Origin of the sequence: Corynebacterium lactis RW2-5 (assembly GCF_001274895.1) — a bacterium.
Taxonomy (GTDB): domain Bacteria; phylum Actinomycetota; class Actinomycetes; order Mycobacteriales; family Mycobacteriaceae; genus Corynebacterium; species Corynebacterium lactis.
The window spans coordinates 2729114-2751693 of sequence record NZ_CP006841.1 but is presented as its reverse complement, the minus strand read 5'-3'; the positions used below and the strand labels follow the sequence as shown (position 1 = coordinate 2751693).

At 61.9% G+C, this 22580-nt stretch carries 24 protein-coding genes; 14 read left to right on the top strand and 10 right to left on the bottom strand.

Translation table 11 applies throughout. The features are described 5' to 3' along the window. Positions 1–5: 5 nt before the first annotated feature. On the bottom strand, positions 6–905 hold the full coding sequence (locus tag CLAC_RS12070) for an NUDIX hydrolase (RefSeq protein ID WP_211255359.1): 900 nt from the start codon (positions 903–905) through the stop codon (positions 6–8). Between the two features lie 160 nt (positions 906–1065). On the opposite strand from CLAC_RS12070, the gene CLAC_RS12065 reads away from it, so the two are divergent. From CLAC_RS12065 to CLAC_RS12040, 6 genes are all read left to right on the top strand, one after another. Beyond that, complete coding sequence (locus CLAC_RS12065) at positions 1066–2502, top strand: CCA tRNA nucleotidyltransferase (protein ID WP_053413453.1); 1437 nt, start codon at positions 1066–1068, stop codon at positions 2500–2502. Beyond that, on the top strand, positions 2492–3130 hold the full coding sequence (locus CLAC_RS12060; RefSeq protein ID WP_053413121.1) for a YqgE/AlgH family protein: 639 nt from the start codon (positions 2492–2494) through the stop codon (positions 3128–3130). The genes CLAC_RS12065 and CLAC_RS12060 overlap by 11 nt, the downstream gene beginning before the upstream one ends. 77 nt (positions 3131–3207) lie before the next feature. Continuing rightward, positions 3208–3909 (top strand): AzlC family ABC transporter permease, encoded by a 702-nt coding sequence (locus tag CLAC_RS12055; protein ID WP_053413452.1) that lies wholly within the window; start codon positions 3208–3210, stop codon positions 3907–3909. After that, positions 3906–4256, top strand: coding sequence for a branched-chain amino acid transporter permease (locus CLAC_RS12050; protein ID WP_053413120.1), 351 nt, complete (start codon positions 3906–3908; stop codon positions 4254–4256). The genes CLAC_RS12055 and CLAC_RS12050 overlap by 4 nt, the downstream gene beginning before the upstream one ends. 155 nt (positions 4257–4411) lie before the next feature. Continuing rightward, the gene (locus tag CLAC_RS12045; RefSeq protein ID WP_053413119.1) at positions 4412–5311 is read left to right on the top strand and encodes a GDSL-type esterase/lipase family protein; all 900 of its coding nucleotides are present in this window, start codon (positions 4412–4414) and stop codon (positions 5309–5311) included. Between the two features lie 179 nt (positions 5312–5490). After that, positions 5491–6711 carry an MFS transporter gene (locus tag CLAC_RS12040; RefSeq protein ID WP_053413118.1) on the top strand — a complete coding sequence of 407 codons (1221 nt, stop codon included), beginning with the start codon at positions 5491–5493 and terminating at the stop codon, positions 6709–6711. Here the strand turns inward: CLAC_RS12040 and CLAC_RS13105 are convergent. Next, positions 6708–6839, bottom strand: coding sequence for a hypothetical protein (locus CLAC_RS13105; RefSeq protein ID WP_342669457.1), 132 nt, complete (start codon positions 6837–6839; stop codon positions 6708–6710). The two genes, CLAC_RS12040 and CLAC_RS13105, sit on opposite strands and share 4 nt — an antisense overlap. Before the next feature lie 167 nt (positions 6840–7006). Then, positions 7007–7129 (bottom strand): hypothetical protein, encoded by a 123-nt coding sequence (locus CLAC_RS13080; RefSeq protein ID WP_281175554.1) that lies wholly within the window; start codon positions 7127–7129, stop codon positions 7007–7009. 21 nt (positions 7130–7150) lie between these two features. Here CLAC_RS13080 and CLAC_RS12775 point away from each other — a divergent pair, with 21 nt between their 5' ends. After that, positions 7151–7321 (top strand): hypothetical protein, encoded by a 171-nt coding sequence (locus CLAC_RS12775; protein WP_156324858.1) that lies wholly within the window; start codon positions 7151–7153, stop codon positions 7319–7321. Here CLAC_RS12775 and CLAC_RS12035 read toward each other — a convergent pair. From CLAC_RS12035 to CLAC_RS12025, 3 genes are all read right to left on the bottom strand, one after another. Beyond that, the gene (locus CLAC_RS12035) at positions 7318–8484 is read right to left on the bottom strand and encodes a DUF695 domain-containing protein (RefSeq protein WP_053413117.1); all 1167 of its coding nucleotides are present in this window, start codon (positions 8482–8484) and stop codon (positions 7318–7320) included. The genes CLAC_RS12775 and CLAC_RS12035 overlap by 4 nt on opposite strands. 146 nt (positions 8485–8630) lie before the next feature. Beyond that, positions 8631–9623 carry a bile acid:sodium symporter family protein gene (locus tag CLAC_RS12030; RefSeq protein WP_053413116.1) on the bottom strand — a complete coding sequence of 331 codons (993 nt, stop codon included), beginning with the start codon at positions 9621–9623 and terminating at the stop codon, positions 8631–8633. An 89-nt stretch (positions 9624–9712) separates the two neighbouring features. After that, on the bottom strand, positions 9713–10312 hold the full coding sequence (locus CLAC_RS12025) for an SdpI family protein (RefSeq protein ID WP_053413115.1): 600 nt from the start codon (positions 10310–10312) through the stop codon (positions 9713–9715). 60 nt (positions 10313–10372) lie between these two features. On the opposite strand from CLAC_RS12025, the gene leuS reads away from it, so the two are divergent. Beyond that, entirely contained in the window at positions 10373–13291 is a 2919-nt protein-coding gene (gene leuS, locus CLAC_RS12020) for a leucine--tRNA ligase (protein WP_053413114.1), read from the top strand. Positions 13292–13431: 140 nt separating this feature from the next. On the opposite strand, the gene CLAC_RS12015 is transcribed toward leuS, so the two are convergent. From CLAC_RS12015 to CLAC_RS12000, 4 genes are all read right to left on the bottom strand, one after another. Then, positions 13432–13818 (bottom strand): hypothetical protein, encoded by a 387-nt coding sequence (locus tag CLAC_RS12015; RefSeq protein WP_053413113.1) that lies wholly within the window; start codon positions 13816–13818, stop codon positions 13432–13434. 23 nt (positions 13819–13841) lie between these two features. Then, on the bottom strand, positions 13842–14774 hold the full coding sequence (locus tag CLAC_RS12010) for a universal stress protein (protein ID WP_053413112.1): 933 nt from the start codon (positions 14772–14774) through the stop codon (positions 13842–13844). A gap of 139 nt (positions 14775–14913) precedes the next feature. After that, positions 14914–15393: a MarR family winged helix-turn-helix transcriptional regulator gene (locus tag CLAC_RS12005; protein WP_053413111.1), complete on the bottom strand. Its 480-nt coding sequence runs from the start codon at positions 15391–15393 to the stop codon at positions 14914–14916. A 393-nt stretch (positions 15394–15786) separates the two neighbouring features. Next, the gene (locus CLAC_RS12000) at positions 15787–16869 is read right to left on the bottom strand and encodes an inositol-3-phosphate synthase (RefSeq protein WP_053413110.1); all 1083 of its coding nucleotides are present in this window, start codon (positions 16867–16869) and stop codon (positions 15787–15789) included. 194 nt (positions 16870–17063) lie between these two features. Between CLAC_RS12000 and CLAC_RS12850 the strand changes: the two genes are divergently transcribed. The 6 genes from CLAC_RS12850 (at position 17064) to rplI (ending at position 21965) form a co-directional block, all read left to right on the top strand. Continuing rightward, positions 17064–17435 (top strand): DUF5318 family protein, encoded by a 372-nt coding sequence (locus tag CLAC_RS12850; protein WP_245622047.1) that lies wholly within the window; start codon positions 17064–17066, stop codon positions 17433–17435. Between the two features lie 11 nt (positions 17436–17446). Next, complete coding sequence (locus CLAC_RS11995; RefSeq protein ID WP_082313434.1) at positions 17447–19900, top strand: transglycosylase domain-containing protein; 2454 nt, start codon at positions 17447–17449, stop codon at positions 19898–19900. Continuing rightward, on the top strand, positions 19900–20091 hold the full coding sequence (locus CLAC_RS11990) for a hypothetical protein (RefSeq protein WP_053413109.1): 192 nt from the start codon (positions 19900–19902) through the stop codon (positions 20089–20091). The genes CLAC_RS11995 and CLAC_RS11990 overlap by 1 nt, the downstream gene beginning before the upstream one ends. A 332-nt stretch (positions 20092–20423) precedes the next feature. Beyond that, the gene (gene rpsF / locus CLAC_RS11985; RefSeq protein ID WP_211255358.1) at positions 20424–20711 is read left to right on the top strand and encodes a 30S ribosomal protein S6; all 288 of its coding nucleotides are present in this window, start codon (positions 20424–20426) and stop codon (positions 20709–20711) included. A 129-nt stretch (positions 20712–20840) separates the two neighbouring features. Further along, positions 20841–21419 (top strand): single-stranded DNA-binding protein, encoded by a 579-nt coding sequence (locus CLAC_RS11980; RefSeq protein ID WP_053413107.1) that lies wholly within the window; start codon positions 20841–20843, stop codon positions 21417–21419. 93 nt (positions 21420–21512) lie between these two features. Further along, positions 21513–21965 (top strand): 50S ribosomal protein L9, encoded by a 453-nt coding sequence (gene rplI / locus CLAC_RS11975; protein ID WP_053413106.1) that lies wholly within the window; start codon positions 21513–21515, stop codon positions 21963–21965. The last annotated feature ends 615 nt before the right edge of the window (positions 21966–22580 follow it).

The following is a 22580-nucleotide window of genomic DNA, read 5'->3' as shown; positions in this document are numbered from 1 at the left end:
GCGAATCACCTCGGGGTGGCGCGGCCGGTCGCCTTTTCCGCGCGTGCGAGATCAGGAATCATCCCAAGGGCCCGCCGGGCCAGTTTGCGTTCGTCCGCGTACGCCAGACGCTCGACGAGGGTGTCCACCGGGACCCACATCACCTCTGTGACCTCGGGGTCTTCGTCGTTTAGGTCTCCGTCGACGAAGCGCAGAAGGTGGTGGTGCACAGTCTTGTGAATCCGCTTTCCGTCGGAGATGAACCAGTAGTCGATGACACCGAGTTCCTCGATGACCTCGCCGTGGACACCGGTTTCCTCCCACACTTCGCGCTCGGCCGTCGAGTCGAACGCCTCGCCCGGCTCCACATGTCCCTTCGGCATGGACCACAGCAGCCTGCCGCGCCGGTCGAGCCGACCGATGAGGGCCACGTAGATGCGCGAGAGGTCGACGTCTTCCTGTCGCACCGCCTCGGCCAGGCCCGACACCACAAGTCCGCCCGCCGAGGTCTCAATCGAGGTGTAGGTAGGTGCCGACGCCTGCGACCTCGCCCCCGACTGGCGGCGATTGTTCGGCTTGCGGGTCTGTGCGTTACGACGGCGCCCTGAGCGGCCCGCGCCACCCTGACGGTTCGGGCGCCCGGAACGTGAACCTGCCGAACGGGACGCATTCGAGCGAGACGAGCTCGAGCGGGATGATTTCGACCCCGAGGATTTCGAGGACTGCTTAACCGGTTTACCTGGTTTGTTCGGTTTCGCCTGCTTCGAGTTTCGCGAGGAGGACGAGGTGTCCTGCGAATTGGTGTTTTCGCTGTTCGCCGCAATCTTATTGCTGGCTGCGGAGGATGCCCCTCCCCTTCTGCGCGGACGCCGACGGCGGCGGCGACCCTGTGCCCCCGAATTGTCTTTGCGTTCCACGTTGCTCATTCCCCTTAGACTACCGGTTGTATAGGTATAAGCGGGTATTGTGTCCAGCGTGACACAATCGACTCCTTCATCAGCAAGCGACCGGCAGCCGGAAGGCGTGGGGCCGCAGGGTGCCACGGGTGGCGCCGACGCGGTTGATCCGAAGGTCCGCAGGATGGCCATGCTCGCCGCCGCGGACCAGGCCATCGGCAAGGAGTCCGATATCCTCGACTCGCTGGCCGCCGCGTTCTCCGAGGCGGGTTACCACCTCTACCTCGTTGGAGGGTCCGTCCGCGACGCGCTGCTCGGGCGCTTGGGCGAGGACCTGGACTTCACCACTGATGCCCGCCCCGAGGCGACTCGCGAGATTCTGGATGCATGGGCGGATGTCGTCTGGGACACCGGCATCGAGTTCGGTACGCTCTCCGCGGAGCGGCACGGCCGCCAGGTAGAAATCACGACCTTCCGCGCGGACACCTACGACCAGGTCAGCCGCAACCCCGAAGTCACCTTCGGCGACACCCTCGAGGGAGACCTGGTACGCCGCGATTTCCGCTGTAACGCAATCGCCGTCGAGCTGCACGGCGACGGCAGCCGCACCTTCCTCGATCCGCTGGGCGGCTTCGAGGACTGCGTGGCCGGAGTGCTCGACACCCCGGGCGCGCCGGAGGTCAGCTTCGGCGACGATCCGCTGCGTATGCTGCGCGCCTGCCGCTTTTCCTCCCAGCTCGGCTTCGACGTGGCGCCACGGGTGCGTGAGGCGCTGAACGAGATGGCCGACGAAATCGAGCGGATTACCGTCGAGCGCATCACCGTGGAGCTCAACAAGCTTATCGGCGGCGCAGATCCCAGCCGCGGCATCGACCTCATGGTCGATTCCGGGCTGGCCGACCTGGTCATCCCGGAGATTTCCGATATGAAGATGACCCAGGACGAGCACCGCCAGCACAAGGACGTCTACCAGCACTCCCTGCAGGTCATGCGGCAGGCCATCGACCAGGAGGCGCCCGGCGAGCCGGACCTGGTGCTGCGCTGGGCAGCGCTGCTGCACGACTGTGGCAAGCCCGCGACGCGCTCCTACAACGAGCAGGGAAACGTGACCTTCTACCAGCACGAAGTTGTCGGATCGAAGCTGGTTCGGCGCAGGTTGAAGAAGCTGAAGTTCCCCAAGAAGACGATTCAGGAGATTTCGCAGCTGGTCTACCTGCACATGCGCTTCCACGGCTACGGTGAGGGCAAGTGGACGGACTCCGCCGTTCGCCGCTACGTTACCGACGCAGGCGATCTGCTGGAGCGACTGAACAAAATCGTGCGCGCCGACTGCACAACGAGGAACCGTCGTAAAGCAGCGCGACTGGCCCGGGCCTGCGACAGCTTGGAAGAGCGAATCGTGGAGCTTGCGGAGAAGGAAGACCTCGCCCGCGTGCGGCCGGACCTCGACGGCAACGAGATCATGGAGATTCTCGACCTCCAGCCCGGCAAGCAGGTTGGCCAGGCGTGGAACTACTTGAAGGAACTGCGGCTGGAGTCCGGGCCGATGGAGCGCGAGGACGCGATTCTGGCGCTGAAGAAGTGGTGGCACGAGCAGGAGGAAAAGGAGCAGCACGATGGCGCTTAACCCCGAGAATCTCTACGGTGACAGGCTCTTTTCCAGCCTGGAGCGCGGCACCCCGGCGGCCGGCATGCTGCTGCTCGCGGCGCCGGGAATGGCATCGCCGGAGTTCGCCCGCTCGGTCATCTTCCTTGTTGAGCACGACGAGCACGGCACCCTGGGCGTCGACCTGACACAGCGCTCGCAGACCCCGGTGCATAACGTGCTGGAGCCGTGGGCACCGCTGATGTCGAAGCCCCCGGTGCTCTACATCGGCGGGCCGTTGAACCAAAACCAGCCCATCTGCGTGGGTGTGGTGCGCGGCGGCGCGGAGCTTCCCGAGGGCACCGACGATGTCACTGGCGCGCCCTTCATGGAGCGCATCGCCCACCGTTTCGCGCTGATCAACCTGGGCATTGAGCCGGAGCTGGTCAAGGGCAGCCTCGACGGCGCCCGCATCTTCGCGGGCTACGCGGGCTGGGAGCCCGGACAGCTCGACGAGGAGATTGACCGCGGCGACTGGTATGTCGCCCCCGCGCTGCCCTCCGACGTGCTCGCTCCAGCCGCCGCCGACATCTGGGGCGACTGCCTGCGCCGCCAGCCCTGGCCGCTGCCCCTCTACGGCACCTACCCGGTGGACGTGCGCGACAACTAACCCAGACCAGGAACAACTCGCTTTTGGATACGAAGAACGACATCGCTGCTGGAATCCGCCAGACGCTGCCCGTCGGAATGGGGCTCGTCCCCTTGGGCTTGGCGTTCGGATTGCTCGTCGCGCAGACTGGCTTCGCCTGGTGGTGGGCGCCGATCTTCTCGGTGATCGTCTACGCCGGTTCCATGGAGTTCCTCGCCGTCGGCCTGGTCATGGCGCATACCGGCCTGATCGGTGCCGCCGTGACCTCTTTCATGGTCAATTTCCGGCACATCTTCTATGGGCTGACCTTCCCCCGGCACCTGGTCCGCTCCCGCCTCGGCCGCGCCTACTCCACCTACGCGCTTACCGACGAGTCGTATGCCATCGTCTCTGCGACTGGTCCCGCGGAGAAAATAACGGGCGTCCGTCTGCTGACTATTCAGTTGCTGTGCCAGGTTCTTTGGGTCGGGTCGGGCATCGTCGGCGCCGTCACAGGGGCCGCGTTGCCGGAGGGCATAAAGGGCGCGGAATTCGCTCTGGTCGCCCTTTTCGCAGTGTTGGCGATGGACGCATTTGAGACCTCCCGCGACTGGTCGTTGCCTATTTCCGCAATTGCGTGCACCCTGCTTGGCTGGCTCGTCAATCCAGGTCAGATGCTGGTGATCGGCCTCGTGCTCTACTTTGCTTTGCTCCTTGTGCGGGTCTGGTCGCCGAAGGTGGATAATGCGTTGCGCATGGCGTCGGCAAGCGGGCGGAGAGCGGGCTCGGGTTTTGGCGAAAGCGCGGGTGATGCGCGATGACGGCGATACCTTCGGCCGGATACGTTCTGGTGGCGCTATTGGTGATGGGTGCAGTAACGGTGACGTTGCGGGCCCTGCCGTTCACCTTCGTGCGGGTTCTGAAAGGTTCGACGCTGTTTCAATTCCTCGGGGTGACCATGCCTGTGGGGGTGATGGTGGCGCTGGTCGTCTACACGGTTTTTGGCCGGGTGGGGCTATCAGGTGGGCAGGGTGATCCCGGGGCGGTCTGGGCCGCGCCATTGGCACTGGTAGTGACTGTATTTTTGCACTGGTGGCGGCGAAACGCGGTTCTGTCGATTTTCGTCGGAACAGCCCTTTATATGGTGCTGGTCAACCTGGTGTGGTGATGGCTTAGCCGGTGCCGACGCGGGGAGGGCAATAGTGGCTGTTTTCCCAATTGATTCGTGGTGGGGCTTCACATATGTCATGCTTGGGGGCGCTCTCCGATGTTGTTGACGTGAGCACATAGAAGTACTCCCGACGGAAGGCACCACGAACTCCCGTGAAGAACCGTACCCGTACCGCATCCATTGCCCTCGCGGCCGTATTCAGCGCATCCGCGCTCATCCAGGCTGGAGGTCAGGCGGCTCCGGAGGCATCAGCTGCTACCGAGCAGGGGTCGATTGTGCTCCTCGGAGACTCCGTGCTGGCAAACCCCGCCTACGCCCAGATTCTGACTAAGGGATTCGGCCCGGTGCCCGGCCTGGCTGCGAGCCCCGGTACCGAGTCAGTTCAGGCGCCGATGAACTCGGAGTATCTGCCCAATTGCGCGCACTCGGAAAACACAGTCGGGGCGACCCTGCAGAGTCGCGGCCACGAGGTCTACGACTTCACCTGCGCCGGTGCGGGAATTCTGAAGAAGCAAGACCGCATTGAAGATCTCAACGAGCAGGTTGACGAGCTCGTGGCGCAGGGGCGCGTATCCGATAACTCGCGGGTCTTCATCAATATAGGTTTCAACGATGTGGCTTCGCCGGAGAACCTTCCGGCCAGCAAGGACGCCGATTACGTGGCGCAGGTATCGGAGCAGATCGATAAGATTCGCTCCATCGCGCCGGGCGCAAAGATTTCCATGGTCACCTACCCTGTCATCGCCGAGGGGCCGTTGGGGCTGGTGTGTCCACTGCGCGTCGCCCCGGATTCGAAGATGCCGATGACGATTCCCGCGTTTCCCGTGAAACTGGCCGAGGATCGCCTTGAGGCGCGCGCCCGGCAGGTCGCCGAGGCGAAGGGGCTTGGAGTAGTCGACGCCCGCGCTGCAAGCGCAGGTAAGAACTCCTGCGGCCCCGATGCCGAACGTTGGGTCGCAGCGGGCATCGATGTCCCGGCGGAAAACGAGATTTACTTCCACCTCACCGACGTGGGCATTAACGGAGTTGCGGATCTCATCGAACAGGCCTGATCTCTCTCCGAGTTTGAGCCTGCCCCGGGGTGAGCCTGGCCCCCCTTCAGGATGTGCCCTCCGCGCTAGGCATTCTCGAAATTGGGAATGAGTGCCATTAATTCCGCGTTGTGCCCGTTGTTAACGCTTTTGTTGACAACGTAACAATTTTCGCATTCGGGCAAATAAGGAAGTAAAAAGTGCAAAAACTGGATCAGAGAAAGATCCGGCAGGTGATTTGGGCGCTCATCGCACTGCAAATCATGTTGGGCCTTGCCAATGGCTCCACTATCGCCATCGGCAGTTTGATTGCTGCACAGCTGGGAGGGCAAATCGCAGGCGGGCTCGGCGCGACCATGAGCACGGTCGGCGCGGCGATTTTCGCAATCCCGCTGGCGAAAATGGTCGGCACTCGAGGGCGCGTTTTCTCCTTGAGCCTGGGCACCGTAATTGCCATCGTCGGCGCGGCGCTTGCAATTGTCGCGGCCGAAACGGCCCAGTTCGCACTTCTTCTGGGCGCATTCGTGTTCATCGGCGCGTCCATCGCCGCGGGTTTCCAGGTGCGCTTCGCTGCCGCCGATGTGTCCACGGTGGCTAATCGCGGCCGCAACATCTCACTCGTCGTGTGGTCGACGACGATTGGTGCGGTCGCCGGCCCGAACCTCCTGCCGCTCGGCTCCGAGACTGGCCGCGCGCTGGGGCTTAGTGACTACTCCGGCACCTATGTCATCGTGCTTATCGCCCAGGTTATCGCCCTGGCGATTATCGCCTTCGGACTTCGCATCCCGCGCCCGGACGGCGCCGCCAACAAGGGCGCGGCCAAACCCTCGCTATGGGCGTCGCTACGTAGCTTCGGAGACGACTTCGCTCCGGGTACCGCGTATCCGATTGTCTTCCTCGCGGCCGCACACTTCACCATGGTGGCGCTGATGTCGATGACCGCGGTGCACATGAAGGGCCACGGCGTTGCGCTGCAGATTATCGGCCTGACCATCAGTCTGCACATCCTCGGAATGTACGGCCTCTCCCCCGTCTTCGGCATGCTCGCCGACAAGATCGGCCGCATGAACACGCTGCGCATCGGCACTGCCCTACTGATCGCCTCGACGCTTCTGCTCATCTTCGTCGGAGGCAATCAGCTCGCCGTCATCATAGCCCTAGTCGCGCTCGGGTTGGGCTGGTCCGCCGCGCTGGTGACCTCCTCAGCCATGCTTACCGACGCCGCCCCCGACGGGGATGCCCCCAAGTACCAAGGCCGCTCTGACCTGGTGATGAACATTGCCGGTGCCCTCGGCGGCATCCTGTCGGGCCCGGTCGTCACGACGTGGGGCATGCCGACGCTCGCGGTGATTAGCTTGGTAATTGTCCTGGCAGTGGCGGCCTACCAAGTCAAGCGCCGCCAGCTCCCGGTTCGGGTCTAGCCAAGGGGCAGGAATTCCCCGATGGAGGGTGCGATTGCGTCATCGGGGGTGCGAATCATCTGGGTGGCCTTCGCCTTGTTTTCCGGGCTGCCGTGCTTGAACATGTAGTCGGCAATGTAGAGCTTCACGATCGAAAGCCCGGGCCGCGTCTCATTCTCGTTCTCCGTCCCCCGCGTGAAAACCCGTTGCTGTGTGGTTGAAGCTAATCTGCGTGCGCAAGGCGCTTCGATGACGCCCTGTGGATTCAGCCGGGCTGCGGAGCCGCAAGAGCGGTTGCTGTGGACGTCGACGGCTACTACTTGATTGATGCGGGCTTCGGCACGGACCCCATGCCGTAGGCCGACATCGAGATGGCGAACTTCTTCAACTCAGAGCACCCGGACCACTTCTTTACGCAGCAGCCAGTCATGCGCTTCACACTGACGACGAAAAGGTCACCTTGAGCGGCCTGACGCTCCGTGGGCTCGAGGGGGAACGGGAACTGGCCAGCCCCGAGCAATTCGCCGAGGCGGTCAAGGACAACTTTGAAATTGTGCTTGACCTCAACGTTGCCGAGCGGGCGTACCGCAAGGCCGAAAAGGAACAGCAGTCGAGCGAGGGCGACGACTAGACCCGCAGGTGGCCGACGCGCTGCCAGGCCGGATCGTAGGCGATGTCGACGACATGCTCGCCCTCTGTCCACTTCGCGGCGACGGCCCGCAGTCCCCCCTCGGCATCCGAAACCGGGTCGATGAAGAAGTGCATCAGCGCCATGCCATCGCTGTGTTCGGTAGCGACGAAGATGCCCTTATCCTCGCCGAGGACCTCGGCCGCCGCAGAGTTGAACTCCGCGATGGCAGCCTTGGACGCATCCGTCGGCAAGCCTTGATCATCGAGGTGGGCGAGCATCAGCTGGACGAGAACATGCTGGGTCATAGTCGGTGCAATCATCTGCGTGATCGGAGCGCGGGTGGCGACGCGGACCGGCTGGCCATTGGCCTCGGCCTCGACGGTCAGCCACTCCGGACAGTTCTCAGCGAGCTCCTCGATGACGCCCTTCAGCTCCGACAGGCCGATGGCGCCGTCCGGCTCCTCACCCGCGAAGGCGAAACCGCGCAGCCACAGGCCGAAATCCTCCTCGCCAAGAGCGAGCTGCAGCAGCGTGAAGCCCAACTGAGCGACCAAGCGCTCGCCGTCCTCCAACTGCGCAATCGCCGGGAATAGCGGGTGGAACAGGCGGACATCCACGGCGCCGTGACCACGGGCTACCGAGACGCGGGCATCGGCTGGATCCACCTCTGCAGGCGCCCCGGCATCGAGTGCGCCGGAAGCGATAAGAGCGGAGGCAACCTCACCAAGAGCCAACTTCAGCGTCGGATCCGCCTGGCGGAGATCAGTGAAAGACCACACCGCGCTGTCGTCAGGCGCCGCCTCAAGCCAGCGGCGCGCAGTCGGACGCAGCTCCGGGTCGCCCGCGGCGCTGACGGTGAAAAGATGGCGGGAGTACGGAGCCCCCGACTCAAAACCCCAGATGAGACGTGGATTAATCGCGGCGATGCGGCCACCCACCTCCTGCTGAATATCAATCAGTTCCACATCGGAGGCCTGCGGTGCGTCCTCACCACCGAGCTGCAGGGCGAACATCGCATCGAGGGAATCGGCGCCGAAGGAATTCCACCATGCCCAAAACTCATTGATGGCCGTTAGCTCCTGCTGGCGCTGCTCAGCGGACTCTGGCGACTGGGCCGCGGGGTTCGGCTGATTGTCCGACTGCGGGGCATTGGGATTCGACATATGAGGCAATCACGCTTTCGTGGATAGATGTATCTGTCCTTCTATGACGCCCAAGTATAGAGCGCCGGCCCCCTGTGCAGGAGGCCGGCGGTCGGTGAATGTGTGGCTGGAGGTCAGGGCGTTCAGCGGTGAGCGGAGGGCGCGCTCTATGCAGCCACGCCCTGCTCGCCCTGCCTTTCTTGCTCGGCCTGCTTGCCCCAGCGGGCGGCGTAGACCGCGCAAATCATCAGCTGAATCTGGTGGAAGATCATCAGCGGCAGAATGTAGAGGCTGGCGCTGGCGCCGAAAATCACAGCGGCCATGGGGAGCCCGGTGGCCAGGGACTTCTTCGAGCCACAGAACTGAATGGCCAGGCGGTCGCCGCGGTCGAAGCCCATCTTCGTGGCGACGAAACCGGACAGGCGCAGCAGGAACTCGACCAGGACGACGGACAGGACAATCAGAATCAGAATGTCGAGCACCGGGACCTTGGACCAAATCCCCTGAACCATGCCCTCGGAGAACGCGGCGTAGACCACCATGGCAATGGAGATGCGGTCGACGTTCTTCGTCGTCTTTGCAGCGGCAAACTTAAACGTCCAGCGGCGGGTCAGCTGGCCGATGGTGAACGGAAGCAGAAGCTGCAGGGAAATGTCCAGGAAGACCGACGAGTCGATCTTCACTCCCCCGCCAGTCGCCATCAAGAGCATGACCAGCACAGGCGTAATCACGATGCCAAGTAGGTTCGACGCCGATGCACTGACAATCGCACCGGCCACATTGCCCTTGGCAATCGAGGTGAAGTTAACGCTGGACTGCACCGTGGACGGCACCAGCGTCATGTACAAAATTCCCAGGTAGAGGCCGGGGCTCAAAACCCAGTCCAGGGGTTTCATCACAAGACCCAAGACCGGGAAGAGCACGAATGTGAACACCAAAATGGTCAAGTGCAGTTTCCAGTGCTTCAGACCATTGAGGGCCTCCTGCGGGCTGAGCCTCGCGCCGTAGAGGAAGAACAAAAAGCCGATGGCGATCTTTGTCGCCCACGAAAACGCCACGGCAAATCCGCCGCTAGCAGGAAAAATAATCGCCAGTATCGCCGCAGCGACGATACCGACGATGAGAGGGTCAGGGCGCCAGTTCACAATTCGTTGCCACATAGGGACTCAGTCTAGTGGGTGACCTGGGCCACGTTTGAGAGTTTGGCGCAGTTGCGCGACTACCGCAGTCGCGCGGTTACTTTCGAGTCCTACTTCTGCTGCTGCGCGGCCTTGCGCAGAGCGTCGAGGTCTACCTCCTTGGGGACCCCGGCACTGGCACCGGTGGCAGTACCGGCACCTCCCGTGCACATTCCCTCCAGACCGCAGGAGGAGCAACCGCCGGCCACACCGCAGTCTGCCGCCGGATCAGAGCAGGAAGCGCCTGCGCCGTCATCGCCGCCGACATCCCTACAGCCGCCGTCACCGCAGCCACAGCCGGAGTCGGAGGAATCGGCGCCGACCTTGGCGTCGTAAAGCGCGATTGTGTGCGAGCCAATCGCAGCACCCACGCCCAGCATGGCAACGCCACCGAGTACGGCCACGGCGAACCAGAGCCACAGCCAGCCGGAAGCCTCCGGGCGAACCGCCAGGAAGCCTAGTGCGGCGGCGCCGAGGAAGGCGACGGCCGAGACAGCCCACGGCGGGCCAGCGACGCGGTGCGTAATATCCCAGTTTTCCTGCGACTTCCGAGCCTCGGGGGCGCGAATACCAATCCAGTTGTTGCCCGGGAGCTTCGCCGACCAGGCGAGTCCCGCAACCACGGCCACACAAATAGCCACAACCAGCGCAATTACGGGGATAGCAATCATGGTTCCAATTTATATAGGTGGTTGGGCACGTGCCAAACCCAGCTACTAAACTGTGTCAGCATGACCAACAGCGAAAAGTCCTCGTCCTCGGCAGCAGCCAACGACTACCGCTACTCGCCCGAGCTGGCAGCACAGCTCGAAGGCAAGTGGCAGCAGTTCTGGAATGACAACGGCACCTTCCACGCCCCCAACCCGGTGGGCGATCTCGCGGCAGCCGACGGTGCCGAGATTCCGGGCGAGAAGCTTTTCGTTCAGGATATGTTCCCCTACCCCTCCGGTGTCGGCCTGCACGTAGGCCACCCGCTGGGCTACATCGCGACGGACGTCTTCGCCCGTTTCCACCGCATGCAGGGCGCCAACGTGCTGCACACGCTGGGCTACGATGCCTTCGGTCTGCCCGCCGAGCAGTACGCGATTCAGACCGGCACGCACCCGCGCGTGACCACCGAGGCGAACATCGCCAACATGGAGCGACAGCTGGGCCGCCTGGGGCTTGGCCATGATCGTCGCCGCGTCGTCGCCACCACGGACACCGATTACTACAAGTGGACGCAGTGGATCTTCCTGCAGATTTACAACGCCTGGTTCGACGAGTCGCAGAAGAAGGCACGCCGCATCGAGGAGCTGCTGCCGCTGCTCGAGTCCGGCGAGATGGCCACCAAGGACGGCCGCGTCTACTCCGAGCTGTCGGAGGCCGAAAAGCGCGAGGCAATCGACGAATTCCGCCTGGTCTACCGCTCCAAGTCGATGGTCAACTGGTGCCCGGGCCTGGGCACCGTTCTGGCGAACGAGGAGGTCACCGCCGACGGTCGTTCCGAGCGCGGTAACTTCCCGGTCTTCCGCAAGCAGCTGTCGCAGTGGATGATGCGGATTACCGCCTACGCAGACCGCCTCATCGACGACCTGGAGCTTCTCGACTGGAGCGACAAGGTCAAGGCCATGCAGCGCAACTGGATCGGCCGCTCCCGAGGCGCCGAGGTCGACTTCACCGCCGAGATCGGCCCGAAGGTCTCCACTAAGATCCGCGTGTTCACCACCCGCCCCGACACCCTCTTCGGCGCCTCCTACATGGTGCTCGCCCCTGAGCATGAGCTTGTCGACGCCCTGGTCGATGCCGGTTCCGGCTCCTACGAGGGAGTCGACGAGCGCTGGACTTATGGCAAGTCCACCCCGGCTGAGGCCGTTGCCGCCTACCGCGCGGCAATCGCGTCGAAGTCGGACCTGGAGCGTCAGGAGAACAAGGAAAAGACCGGCATCTTCCTGGGGGCTTACGCCACTAACCCGGTCAGCGGCGAGCAGGTGCCGGTGTTCATCTCCGACTACGTGCTAATCGGCTACGGCACTGGCGCCATCATGGCGGTGCCCGCGCACGACGAGCGCGACTACGAGTTCGCAAACGTCTTCGGCCTGCCGATTCGTGAGGTCGTCTCCGGCGGCAACATCGCCGAGGCTGCCTACGTCGGCGATGGCCCGCGCGTGAACTCCGCGAACGACTCCGGCCTGGACATCAACGGTATGGAGAAGGCCGAGGCCATTGCCACCGTCATCGAGTGGCTGCAGGGCCAGGGTGCCGGCGAGGAAAAGATCCAGTACAAGCTGCGCGATTGGCTGTTTGCCCGTCAGCGTTACTGGGGCGAGCCCTTCCCCATCGTCTACGACGCCGACGGCCACGCCCACGCGCTGCCCGAGTCCATGCTCCCGGTGGAGCTTCCCGAGGTCGAGGACTACAAGCCGGTAACCGCCGACCCGGACGACGCCGACTCCGAGCCCGCTCCGCCGCTGGCCAAGGCCCGCGATTGGGTCGAGGTCGAACTGGACCTCGGCGACGGTAAGCAGACCTACTACCGCGACACCAACGTGATGCCGCAGTGGGCCGGTTCCTCCTGGTACCAGCTGCGCTACATCGACCCGAATAACTCGGAGAAGTTCGTCGACCTGGAAAATGAGCGCTACTGGACCGGCCCGCGCCCGGAGACCCACGGCGCGAAGGATCCGGGTGGCGTGGACCTCTATGTCGGCGGTGTCGAGCACGCCGTGCTGCACCTGCTGTACTCCCGTTTCTGGCACAAGGTTCTCTTCGACCTCGGCTACGTCACCTCCGTCGAGCCGTATCGCCGCCTGTTCAACCAGGGCTACATTCAGGCCTACGCCTACACCGATGCCCGTGGCGTCTACCAGCCGGCAGAGCAGGTCGTCGAGCGCGACGGCAAGTTCTTCATCCCGGGTGCGGGTGAAGACGGCTCCGACCTGGAGGTTTTCCAGGAATACGGCAAGATGGGCAAGTCCCTGAAGAATGCTGTCTCCCCCGACGACATCTGCGACAACTACGGCGCCGACACCCTGCGCGTCTACGAAATGGCGATGGGCCCGCTCGATACCTCCCGCCCCTGGGCGACTAAGGACCTCGTCGGCTCGCAGCGCTTCCTGCAGCGCGCCTGGCGACTGGTGGTCGACGAGACCACCGGTGAGCTCTGCGTTACCGACGCCGCGCTTTCCGACGACGACTTGAAGGCCCTGAACCGCACCGTCGACGGGGTTACCGGCGACTACGCTGAGCTGCGCGACAACACTGCTGTGGCCAAGCTGATCGAGTACGTCAACTACCTGACCAAGACCTACGGTTCCACCGGCGCCCCGCGCGCTGCGGTCGAGCCGCTGGCGCTGATGCTCGGCCCGGTCGCCCCGCACATCGCGGAGGAGCTGTGGTCGCGTTTGGGCCACGCAGAGTCGCTGGCCCACGGGCCGTGGCCGGCAGTCGACGAGAAGTGGCTTGTCGACGACACCATCGAAATCCCGGTCCAGATCAACGGCAAGGTCCGCGCCCGCATTGACGTGGCCACCGATGCTTCCCGTGAGGACGTCGAGGCAATCGCGCGTGCCGATGAAAAGGTCCAGGCCGCCGTTGAAAACGCTGGTGGCAGCATCTTTAAGGTGATTGTCGTGCCGGGCAAGATGGTCAACCTGGTGGTTAAGAAGTAGGTCGCTCTGCGGCCCGGTGGCGCGGTGGCCCGGTGGTGCCATTTTGCGGTGCCACGTCACTGTTCCGCGATTTTTGCCAGCTTTTTGTAGGAAGTAACCGCGAATTTGGCCTTACTTCCTACAAAAAGCTGGCAAATTCGTTACTTGATGCCCAGAATCAGGATGCCGAAGGTAGATACCATCCACATCAGGGTGAAAGGCATCAGCACCCAGCACATGGCCAGCCACGGGCGCCAGTTGCGGAAATGCTTCCACTCGACATAGGTGCGCCAGAATCCCCCGAGGCATCCGAATAGGGAAACCGCCGCCGGAATCACGGGGAAGGCGATCTCCCAGGTTCGGGAGCAGATGAACGTTGACTTGCCCGCGTCGCATGTCGGGCCCCCGGACAGATAACCGGCAATGCCGACAAGAAGCCCCGCGACCAGCGTTGCAACGATAACCGCGCAGGTATAGACGTACGCCGGCCGACCGGAGTACATACGACGTTCGAGACGCTCTAAGGGATCGTCCGAGTCGATGGCCATATGCCGCTTCCCCACTTCCCTCTTTACGCCGGAGTAATCAGCATCGGCACCGGGCTGTGTCGAACGATGTGATTCGTTGAAGAGCCGATAAACACGCGGCCGAATGGGCCAAGCGTCGAAGAGCCCAGGACGAGCATGTCGCCCTTCTTCCACTTGATGGAACTGATGGCCTCCTCCCAGCCATTGCCGGATGCGACCTCGCTGTCGATGCTCAGCTCCGGGTAGCGAGTGTGCGCCCGGTCGACACCGCGATCAAGCAAAGCCATGGCCTGCTCGCGCCATTCGACCATCAGGTCCGAGGAGGTGCCATACCCGTTTTCGGTCGGGTACATAGTCGCACCACGGGGCGTGAACGACACCAATCGTAGCGGGACTTCCCAGCGGTGGGCCAGGTCAGCCGCCTTATTCAGCGCGCTGTGGGACTGCGGGGTATCGATGTAGCAGACGCTTATGCGGGTCACGCCATGCTTGGACAGCTTCGCGCTGGGAACCGCAAGCGCCAGTGGCACCGGCGAGTAATGAAGCAGCGCGTCAGAGGTGGATCCCATCACGAATCCGCTCTTGCTCAGGGAGGACCAATCCTGGGCATTGTTGCGGCGGGTGCCAAGCAGTACGAGATCCGCAGAGAAATCCTCTGCCTCTCGGCAAATTGTGGTGGACTCGCTGGAAGTCTCGATGACCCTGACCGCGTCGTCGTCAAGCATTCCCTTACGCAGGCCCGCCAGCTTCAGCTCGGACTTGATGATTGACTCCAGGGTCGAGGTCTCGTTCGCAACCCAGGAATCGTTAGAGGAAAGCCGCGCCAGGGAGGTCAGCGGCCATCCCCTCGAAAGAACACTGACCACGCGAATCTGCACCTTAGTGGTGCGTGAAAGCCAGGCGGCGTAGGCGAGAGTTTCGGTGCCGTATTCGCCAGGGCGCCACGCAATCAGGATTCGGAGCGGGCGTGTACCCATTGCTTACCTCCGGGTCAACACAGTCATTGATGGGGGATACTCAAACACCTAGCCTACTTGCACGGGCTGCAATACCTAAACCTATCGATGTAATGCTTGAAAACCCACAGCGCCCTGTTCGGCTGAAAGTGTGCTGTGCTTAGCCGTTCTCGCGGGTCGGGTAAGTGCCCAGAATGTTGCGCAGCACGGATTCGAGCCCTGCGCCGAACTCCAGCTCCTCCTGGGAGAGGTTGCCGAACATCTCCGCCATCTGCTGGTCGCGCTCGTCGGAAACACGGTGCAGCTCGTCGCGGCCCTTCGCGGTCAGCTCGACTCGGACACCACGGCGGTCCTGGCTATCGCGGACGCGCTCGACCATCCCGGCGGTCTCCAGGTGGTGGACTGCGTTGGAGGCGGTTGGCATGCGAATCGCCTCGGCCTCCGCGAGCTGGCTGATACGGCACGGTCCGAGCGTGTCCAGAGTCATCATGATGGACAGCTGCGCGCGACTTAGCTGCGACTCTGTGGAGCGTCGGCTGTAGAGTAGCTCGGCGCGCGTTAGGAGCGGGCGAAGGCGCTTCGCGAGCGAGAGGGGGGTTACGGCGTCGGGGTTGCCAATGGTGCCCTGGTTTTCAGTCATAGCGCTGATGGTATATCCGCATCGCGCTAGTTGCCAATACGAAATTGATTTGAGGTCCTATTTATTAAAGTAAAACTGCTGTTTTTACGTAAAAAAGCACCTGAGGAAAAAGTGTGGAACGCAGATATCTGCAGGTAAAAAGGTATAATTGTGGTTCTGTAACGCTGGTGTTGGGGTCTGTGAAGAATCGCGAAAGTGTCACTTTTAGGGGAAGTGAAAACATCCCTTTTCTCGCCCAAGTCCTCTCTGTCTGTCGCTTTCCGACGGCCGTTGCAGGCATCAAAAGGCCCCACCGCCAGTAGCAACTGCACGGGGATGCAGTCGTCCATTTCAGGCGATGGGGCGCCAAAGGGTTCCGTCTAATCGACGGTGGTTCCTACCTTCTGAGGGAGGTCACTTGCCAGCGATGAAGTCCTCGAGCTGGGCGCGTGCCTGGTCGTCGCCAAGCTGCTTCGGCGGAGACTTCATCAGATAGGAGGAGGCGGCGTAGACGGGGCCACCGATGCCGCGGTCCTTGGCGATTTTCGCGGCGCGGACAGCGTCGATGATGATGCCGGCGGAGTTCGGTGAGTCCCAGACCTCCAGCTTGTACTCAAGGTTCAGAGGAACCTCACCGAAGGCCTTGCCCTCGAGGCGGACGTAAGCCCACTTGCGGTCGTCCAGCCAGTCCACCCAGTCCGACGGGCCGATGTGGACGTTGCGGTCGTCGATCTTGCCGGCCAGCGGGCCGGACAGGTTCGAGGTGACGGCCTGAGTCTTGGAAATCTTCTTCGACTCCAGGCGCTCGCGCTCGAGCATGTTCTTGAAGTCCATGTTACCGCCGACGTTGAGCTGCAGGGTGCGCTCGAGGCGGACACCGCGGTCTTCGAAGAGCTTCGCCATGACGCGGTGGGTGATGGTGGCGCCGACCTGGCTCTTGATGTCGTCACCGACAATCGGGACGCCGGCGTCGGCGAACTTCTTGGCCCACTCCGGGTCGGAAGCGATGAAGACAGGCAGGGCGTTGACGAACGCGACGCCCGCATCGATGGCGCACTGGGCGTAGAACTTATCGGCCTGCTCGGATCCGACGGGAAGGTAGGAGACTAGGACATCCACCTTGGCGTCCTTGAGCGCCTGGACAACGTCGACAGCCTCGGCCGGGGACTCGTCGATGGACTGCGCGTAGTACTTGCCGATGCCATCCAGGGTCGGGCCGCGCTGCACTTCGACGCCGAGGGTGGGGACGTCGGCAATCTTGATGGTGCAGTTCTCCGAGGAGTTGATTGCTTCGGAGAGGTCCTTGCCGACCTTCTTGTCGTCAACATCGAAGGCAGCGACGAATTCGACATCGGAAACGTGGTAGTCACCGAAGGTTACGTGCATGAGGCCGGGAACGGTCTCGTCCGGCTGTGCATCGCGGTAAAACTCGACACCTTGCACCAGGGAGGATGCGCAGTTACCGACGCCCACGATGGCGACGCGAATCGAACTCATTTAAATGCTTCTCCTTGTAAGTACGGTGATGCGTGTATTCCTCGGCCACGTGTTTTGTGTTGGGCCGAACGCAACGAGCGTGACGCTATACCTTTATCCATTTATCGACTGTGAGCACACCAGTAGGGGGCATCTATGTACCGATCAAGTGGGGGTGAAAGTTCGGGTCCCAAAGCTGATACGCTTCTTCGGTGATGAGGTGGCAGGGCGAGATTGACCATGCGTTGTTACGCAGGCAACAACTGGACCAATGGCGCGATGGCCAAGTGCCCCGAAAAGCCCTCTGTGATGCAGACGCGCGCTTGGTCGCTGCAGCCAAGTTTCACGGCAGGAAAGCCCAGGTCAGATGTCCCGTGTGTCGCAAAGACAACCTTCGGCTCGTATTCTGGGTATTCGGAGAAAATTTGGGCCGCCGCTCCGGTACTGCTTGTGGTGAAATCGAGTTATCGGCAATAGTTGATGATTATGGTTCATGCACCGTCAAAGAAGTTGAGGTGTGCCCCGACTGCCGGTGGAGTTTTCTGGTGAGAACGCTGCAGGCTGTTCGAGAAGAGTCAGAAAGTTAGGGAGAGCGCCCGTGAGTAAAGATCGACCAGGTGGCGTCGGCGACCCCAAAGACCCGCGGGGTGGCAACGATTCCGGCACTGGGGAAGAGTGGTGGGATCGGCCTTCCGATGCGGAAGATAATGCCGCAGTCGCAGGAAGCTCGGAGGGGCCGTCGGAAAGCGGTGCTTCGGTGCCGCGCGCGGATGCTGAAACGGCTCATACGAGTGTCGATGAAGGCGGGGTAGCGGACGAAGCTGCTCTCATGGCAGATGCCCCTGACAACCACGAAGAGGAAGACCAAATGTCTGAAGAGGGCAGTGCCGGCGATAACAAGCGTCGGATTTTGGCGTGGCTCGGTCTCGCCGCGGTGCTGGTAATCATGCTGCCAATAGTGATTTTCGGTGTCGCCTACGTGTCGACTGATGTGCCGGAGCCAGAGGAGCTCGCCAACAATCAGATCGCAGTTATCTACGATCGCAGCGGCGAGAAGGAAATCACCCGTATAGTTCCGGAGGGTGGCAACCGTCGAAATGTGAAGATTGACGATGTGCCGGATGCGGTTCGCAACGCGGTTTTGGCCGCAGAGGACCGCAACTTCTACACCAACCCGGGCTTCTCGCTGGCAGGCTACGCTCGTGCGGCGCTGGGCGTGCTCACGGGTAACGCCAGTGCCGGCGGTGGTTCGACCATCACGCAGCAGTACGTGAAGAACGCCGTGGTCGGCAACGAACGGACCATCGCGCGAAAGGCCAAGGAATTGGTCATGTCCGCGAAGATGGCCCGTGAGTGGACCAAGGATGAAATCCTCGAGGCCTACCTCAACACCATCTACTTCGGCCGCAACGCCTACGGCATCGCGGCTGCGTCGGAGGCGTACTTCGGCAAGAAGGTCAACGAGCTCAACGCGCAGGAAGGCGCGGTGCTGGCCGCTTCAATTCAGCGACCGTCGGCTCTGGACCCGTGGACTAACCGCGAGGAGGCAGAGCAGCGCTGGAACTATGTTCTCGACGGCCTCGTTGAGATGAATGTGCTCCAGCCATCGGACCGAGCGGGCATGCAGTACCCCGCGACCATCGACCCGGCCCTGGCCCCGAAGCAGGCCCCGGAACCGGGCCCTGCCGCGATGATTAAGAACCAGGTGCTGCAGGAGCTTGAGCGCGAAGGCATCTCCGAGCAGGAGGTCAACACCGGCGGTCTGCGTATCACCACCACCATTGACCCGACAGCGCAGAAGGCGGCGCTAGACGCGATGGAGAACTATGTCGATCAGTCGACGGGCCTGCGCGCTGCAATCGTTTCAGTCGAGCCGAAGACAGGTGCCGTCCGTGCCTACTACGGCGGTGACGATCCGAATGGTTGGGACTACGCCAACAGCGGTCTGCAGACCGGATCGACCTTCAAGATCTTCGCCCTGGCGGCAGCGCTGGACCAGAAGATTCCGCTAAGCGCTCAGTACTCCTCGGCTCCGGTGCAGTCCGGTGACGCAACCCTGTACAACTCGGACGGCGCAGGCGGTGGAGTCCTCCCAATCTCGGAGGCACTGAAGCAGTCTCTCAATACTCCGTTCATTCGCCTTCAGCGAGACCTGAAGAACGGTCCCGATGACACCGCTGCCATGGCGCACCGCCTGGGCGTCGCAGAGTCGATTCCGGGGATCGAAAAGACTCTGATGGAGGACAACGGACATTCCCAGGACGGCGTCACGCTCGGCCAGTACCTGTCTCGTCCGCTCGATATGGCAGTCGGTCTGGCGACTCTGACCAACGATGGCGTCTACCAGAAGACCCACTTTGTCGAAAAGGTTGAGACCGCTACCGGAGAGGTGCTCTTCGAGCGCAAGGCCGAGCAGGGTGACCGCCGTGTTTCCAAGGCCGTAGCAACTAACGTCATCAGTGCCATGCAGCCTATTGCCGCGTACAGCAACCAGCCGCTCGCTGGTGGGCGTCCGTCCGCAGCCAAGACTGGTACCACCCAGCTGGGCGATACCGGCAACAACAAGGATGCCTGGATGATTGGTTCGACCCCGCAGCTGTCCACCGCAGTGTGGATGGGCAACGTCGACGGGTCGGCCCTGATGGCACCGGGTGGCGGAGTTATGTACGGCGCGAACACGCCGGGCGACCTCTGGCGCACGACAATGAACGGTGCTCTTGCGAACGAGGACTTCGAGTACTTCACCGCTCCGGAGGCAATCGGTGGGCAGGCGGGCGCTCCGCAGTGGGCTCCGCAGACCTATACCTACACCGAGACCTACAAGGAAGAGACGTCCGAGTCCTCCTCTGAGCCGAGTTCGGAACCTCCGTCATCGTCGTCGTCCAATAGTGGCAATCAGGGCGGCCTGCCGGCGCTCGAGGATCTCATCCCGGGCTTGGGTGGCGGAGCCAACGGCGGTAACGGTGGCAATCCGGGAGCGGTTCCCGCACCCGCGCCGGGCGGTGGCGCTGAGCCGCAGTCGAATCCCAATCCGGGAACGGGTGGTCAGTAGTGGACACCTGGGTCATAGTCACGATTGTTTCGGTGTCCGTGGGCTTCCTCCTCTTCGGCACCGCTTTCGTCGGGTTCATGCGTAAATGGCGCGCGGGAATCGTTTGGGCCCTGTGCCTTGGCGCATTCCTGTTTGCGACTGTCATTCCGGTGATCGTCGCACTGGGGTACGCCTCCTCCGCGCCCGCCTGATCGTGGCAGGGGAGAGCTCCTCCGCTTGCCGACGGCAATGACGTCGTCGTAAAGCGATGGGTGGCCCCGGATTAAGGTGAGATAAATTCATAACAGGCCTGACGGAAACGAGTGGGCTGTCGGCGAAGGCACCGAGGGAGTGATCACTAGATCGCCCCTCGGTGCCTTTTTGCGTTCGATTAGGACAAACGACCACAGCTGCGGTAGCCTGGCAGGGTTGCCTGACGCAACGACCCTCCTGCTACGCGGCGGTTGGCACGAAAGACAGTGCCAGCGCGATACGCCACGTGGCCGAAATACGAAGAACTAGACCATAGGAGGTGATGAGGTCCGTGCGTCACTACGAAGTAATGATCATTCTCGATCCGTCACAGGATGAACGCACCGTAGGCCCGTCCCTGGAAAAGTACCTCGACGTTGTCCGCAAGGAGAACGGCAAGGTAGAGAAGGTGGACATCTGGGGTAAGCGCCACCTCGCATACCCGATCAACAAGAAGGAAGACGGCATCTACATTGTCGTCGACCTCGAGTGCGAGTCCGCAACCGTGCTGGAACTCGACCGTCGTCTGAATCTGAACGACAACATCCTGCGCACCAAGGTGCTGCGGACTGATCGTTAATCTGCGCCTTCACGCATTTGAAGTCAGCGCCTAGAAAAGGCGCGCCGATAGTGCGAGAACCGTAGGATAGCGGGCAATAGGCCTCGGTCGAGGCCAGTCCCACAGGATTTCAATCTAGGAGAACCAAGCATGGCTCAGGGAGACGTACAAATCACGGTGGTTGGCAACCTCGTTGCCGATCCGGAGCTTAAGTACACCCAGAATGGCGTTGCGGTGGCTAACTTCCGCGTGGCGTCTACGCCTCGTGTGTACCGCGACGGTCAGTGGGTTGATGGCGAGGGCATGTTCCTCTCCTGCAGTCTCTGGCGTGAGGCGGCGGAAAATGTCGTCGAGAGTCTTTCTAAGGGCATGCGCGTTATCGTCCAGGGCCGTCTGCGCCAGCGCAGCTACGAGACCCGTGAGGGCGAGCGTCGTACGGTCTTCGAGGTTGAGGTTGATGAGGTTGGCCCTTCTCTGAAGTTTGCCCGTGCTCAGGTAACTCGGACCCCGCGTTCCGGCGGTGGAAACTATGGCGGCGGCAACCGTGGCCAGGGTGGAAACGGCGGCAATGGCGGAGGAAACTTTGGTGGCGGCTTCGGCGGCAACCAGGGTGGTCAGAGTAATCAGGGCAACCGCGGTTTCGGTGGCGGAGCTCCCGCGGAAGATCCGTGGAACTCGGCGCCTCCGGCTGGTGGCGGTTTCAGCGGCGGCGATGAGCCTCCGTTCTAGGCCGGCACTTTCTCGCATATTGCTTTAGTTGCAGCAGATTTAGCATCCACAATTCTCATTTTTTAAAGACATATCCAGCGAAAGGCAGGGATCATGAAGCTGATCCTCACCGCCGACGTTGACAAGCTCGGTGTCGCAGGCGACATCGTCGAGGTCAAGGCCGGCTACGGACGTAACTACCTGCTTCCTCGCGGTCTGGCAATTGTTGCCACCCGCGGCGCAGAAAAGCAGATCGAGGGCATTCGTCGTGCCCAGGAGGCTCGCGCTATCCGCGACCTCGACCATGCACGTGAAGTCAAGCAGAGCATTGACTCGCTCGACAACGTTTCCGTTGCTGTTAAGGCAGCGGACAATGGCAAGCTGTTCGGCTCCGTCACCGCAGGTGACATTGCCGCTGCAGTTCGTAAGGCTTCCGGTCAGGCTATCGACAAGCGCGCAGTCGTGCTTGCTCCGAGCCAGATCAAGTCCCTTGGTAAGCACACCGTTGACATCGCGCTGCACCCGCAGATCACCGCGCATGTTTCCGTAGAGGTCGTCGCCGGTTAATTCCCGGTTTTAAGTTTTTACTTTTGACGGCGGCTGGGCGCTCGACGGCATGGTATCCGTCGTTGGTGTCTTAGCCCAATGACAACAGCACACGAAAAGCTCTGAGTTTCCACTTCGATAGTTCGATTGTGGGGCTCGGGGCTTTTCGTGGTTTTTGACGCAGTGTTGTGAATGTGTTTTCTGCCCCTGTGGATAAACCTGTGGGGAAAACTGGGGAGTGCAGTGGAAAACTTGTGGATACGACTATGGTTTAGGTAAAAATTCGGTAACAAAATACGTTTCCATAAGTTGACTTCAACCGCTTTGCAAATGTAAAGGCCATGAATCGAGATTCATCAATTTACCTTCCTACCAGCATAAATAGAGAAAGTGCTGGTCAGAGTAGTTGTAAATCTGTCAACTTTGAAGCTTGCATTTAAGGTTGCGCTGAGTTTACCTGGGTATTTCCGGTTTGTGCACAAGTACTCCCCAGGTCTATCCACAGGACCTGTGGATAACATTGGGTATAAGCCGTGGATTATGGCTGGAAACGCCAGCTCGCCAAGCCCCTCGTCCGCTGGGGCGGTAGGGGGCGATGCGGAGCCGAGTCCGGTTCAATGAATCCGGCCGATGGGC

Excerpts from the sequence above, each read along its gene's own strand:
- CLAC_RS12010 (WP_053413112.1), bottom strand. The coding sequence starts at position 14,774 with ATGGGTACACGCCCGCTCCGAATCCTGATTGCGTGGCGCCCTGGCGAA.
- CLAC_RS12060 (WP_053413121.1), top strand. The coding sequence starts at position 2,492 with ATGGCGCTTAACCCCGAGAATCTCTACGGTGACAGGCTCTTTTCCAGC.
- leuS (WP_053413114.1), top strand. The coding sequence starts at position 10,373 with ATGACCAACAGCGAAAAGTCCTCGTCCTCGGCAGCAGCCAACGACTAC.
- CLAC_RS12055 (WP_053413452.1), top strand. The coding sequence starts at position 3,208 with ATGGGGCTCGTCCCCTTGGGCTTGGCGTTCGGATTGCTCGTCGCGCAG.
- CLAC_RS12065 (WP_053413453.1), top strand. The coding sequence starts at position 1,066 with ATGCTCGCCGCCGCGGACCAGGCCATCGGCAAGGAGTCCGATATCCTC.
- rplI (WP_053413106.1), top strand. The coding sequence starts at position 21,513 with ATGAAGCTGATCCTCACCGCCGACGTTGACAAGCTCGGTGTCGCAGGC.
- CLAC_RS12000 (WP_053413110.1), bottom strand. The coding sequence starts at position 16,869 with ATGAGTTCGATTCGCGTCGCCATCGTGGGCGTCGGTAACTGCGCATCC.
- CLAC_RS12070 (WP_211255359.1), bottom strand. The coding sequence starts at position 905 with ATGAGCAACGTGGAACGCAAAGACAATTCGGGGGCACAGGGTCGCCGC.
- CLAC_RS12030 (WP_053413116.1), bottom strand. The coding sequence starts at position 9,623 with ATGTGGCAACGAATTGTGAACTGGCGCCCTGACCCTCTCATCGTCGGT.
- CLAC_RS12015 (WP_053413113.1), bottom strand. The coding sequence starts at position 13,818 with ATGGCCATCGACTCGGACGATCCCTTAGAGCGTCTCGAACGTCGTATG.
- CLAC_RS12035 (WP_053413117.1), bottom strand. The coding sequence starts at position 8,484 with ATGTCGAATCCCAATGCCCCGCAGTCGGACAATCAGCCGAACCCCGCG.
- CLAC_RS12050 (WP_053413120.1), top strand. The coding sequence starts at position 3,906 with ATGACGGCGATACCTTCGGCCGGATACGTTCTGGTGGCGCTATTGGTG.
- CLAC_RS12005 (WP_053413111.1), bottom strand. The coding sequence starts at position 15,393 with ATGACTGAAAACCAGGGCACCATTGGCAACCCCGACGCCGTAACCCCC.
- CLAC_RS11980 (WP_053413107.1), top strand. The coding sequence starts at position 20,841 with ATGGCTCAGGGAGACGTACAAATCACGGTGGTTGGCAACCTCGTTGCC.
- CLAC_RS12850 (WP_245622047.1), top strand. The coding sequence starts at position 17,064 with ATGAGGTGGCAGGGCGAGATTGACCATGCGTTGTTACGCAGGCAACAA.
- CLAC_RS12025 (WP_053413115.1), bottom strand. The coding sequence starts at position 10,312 with ATGATTGCTATCCCCGTAATTGCGCTGGTTGTGGCTATTTGTGTGGCC.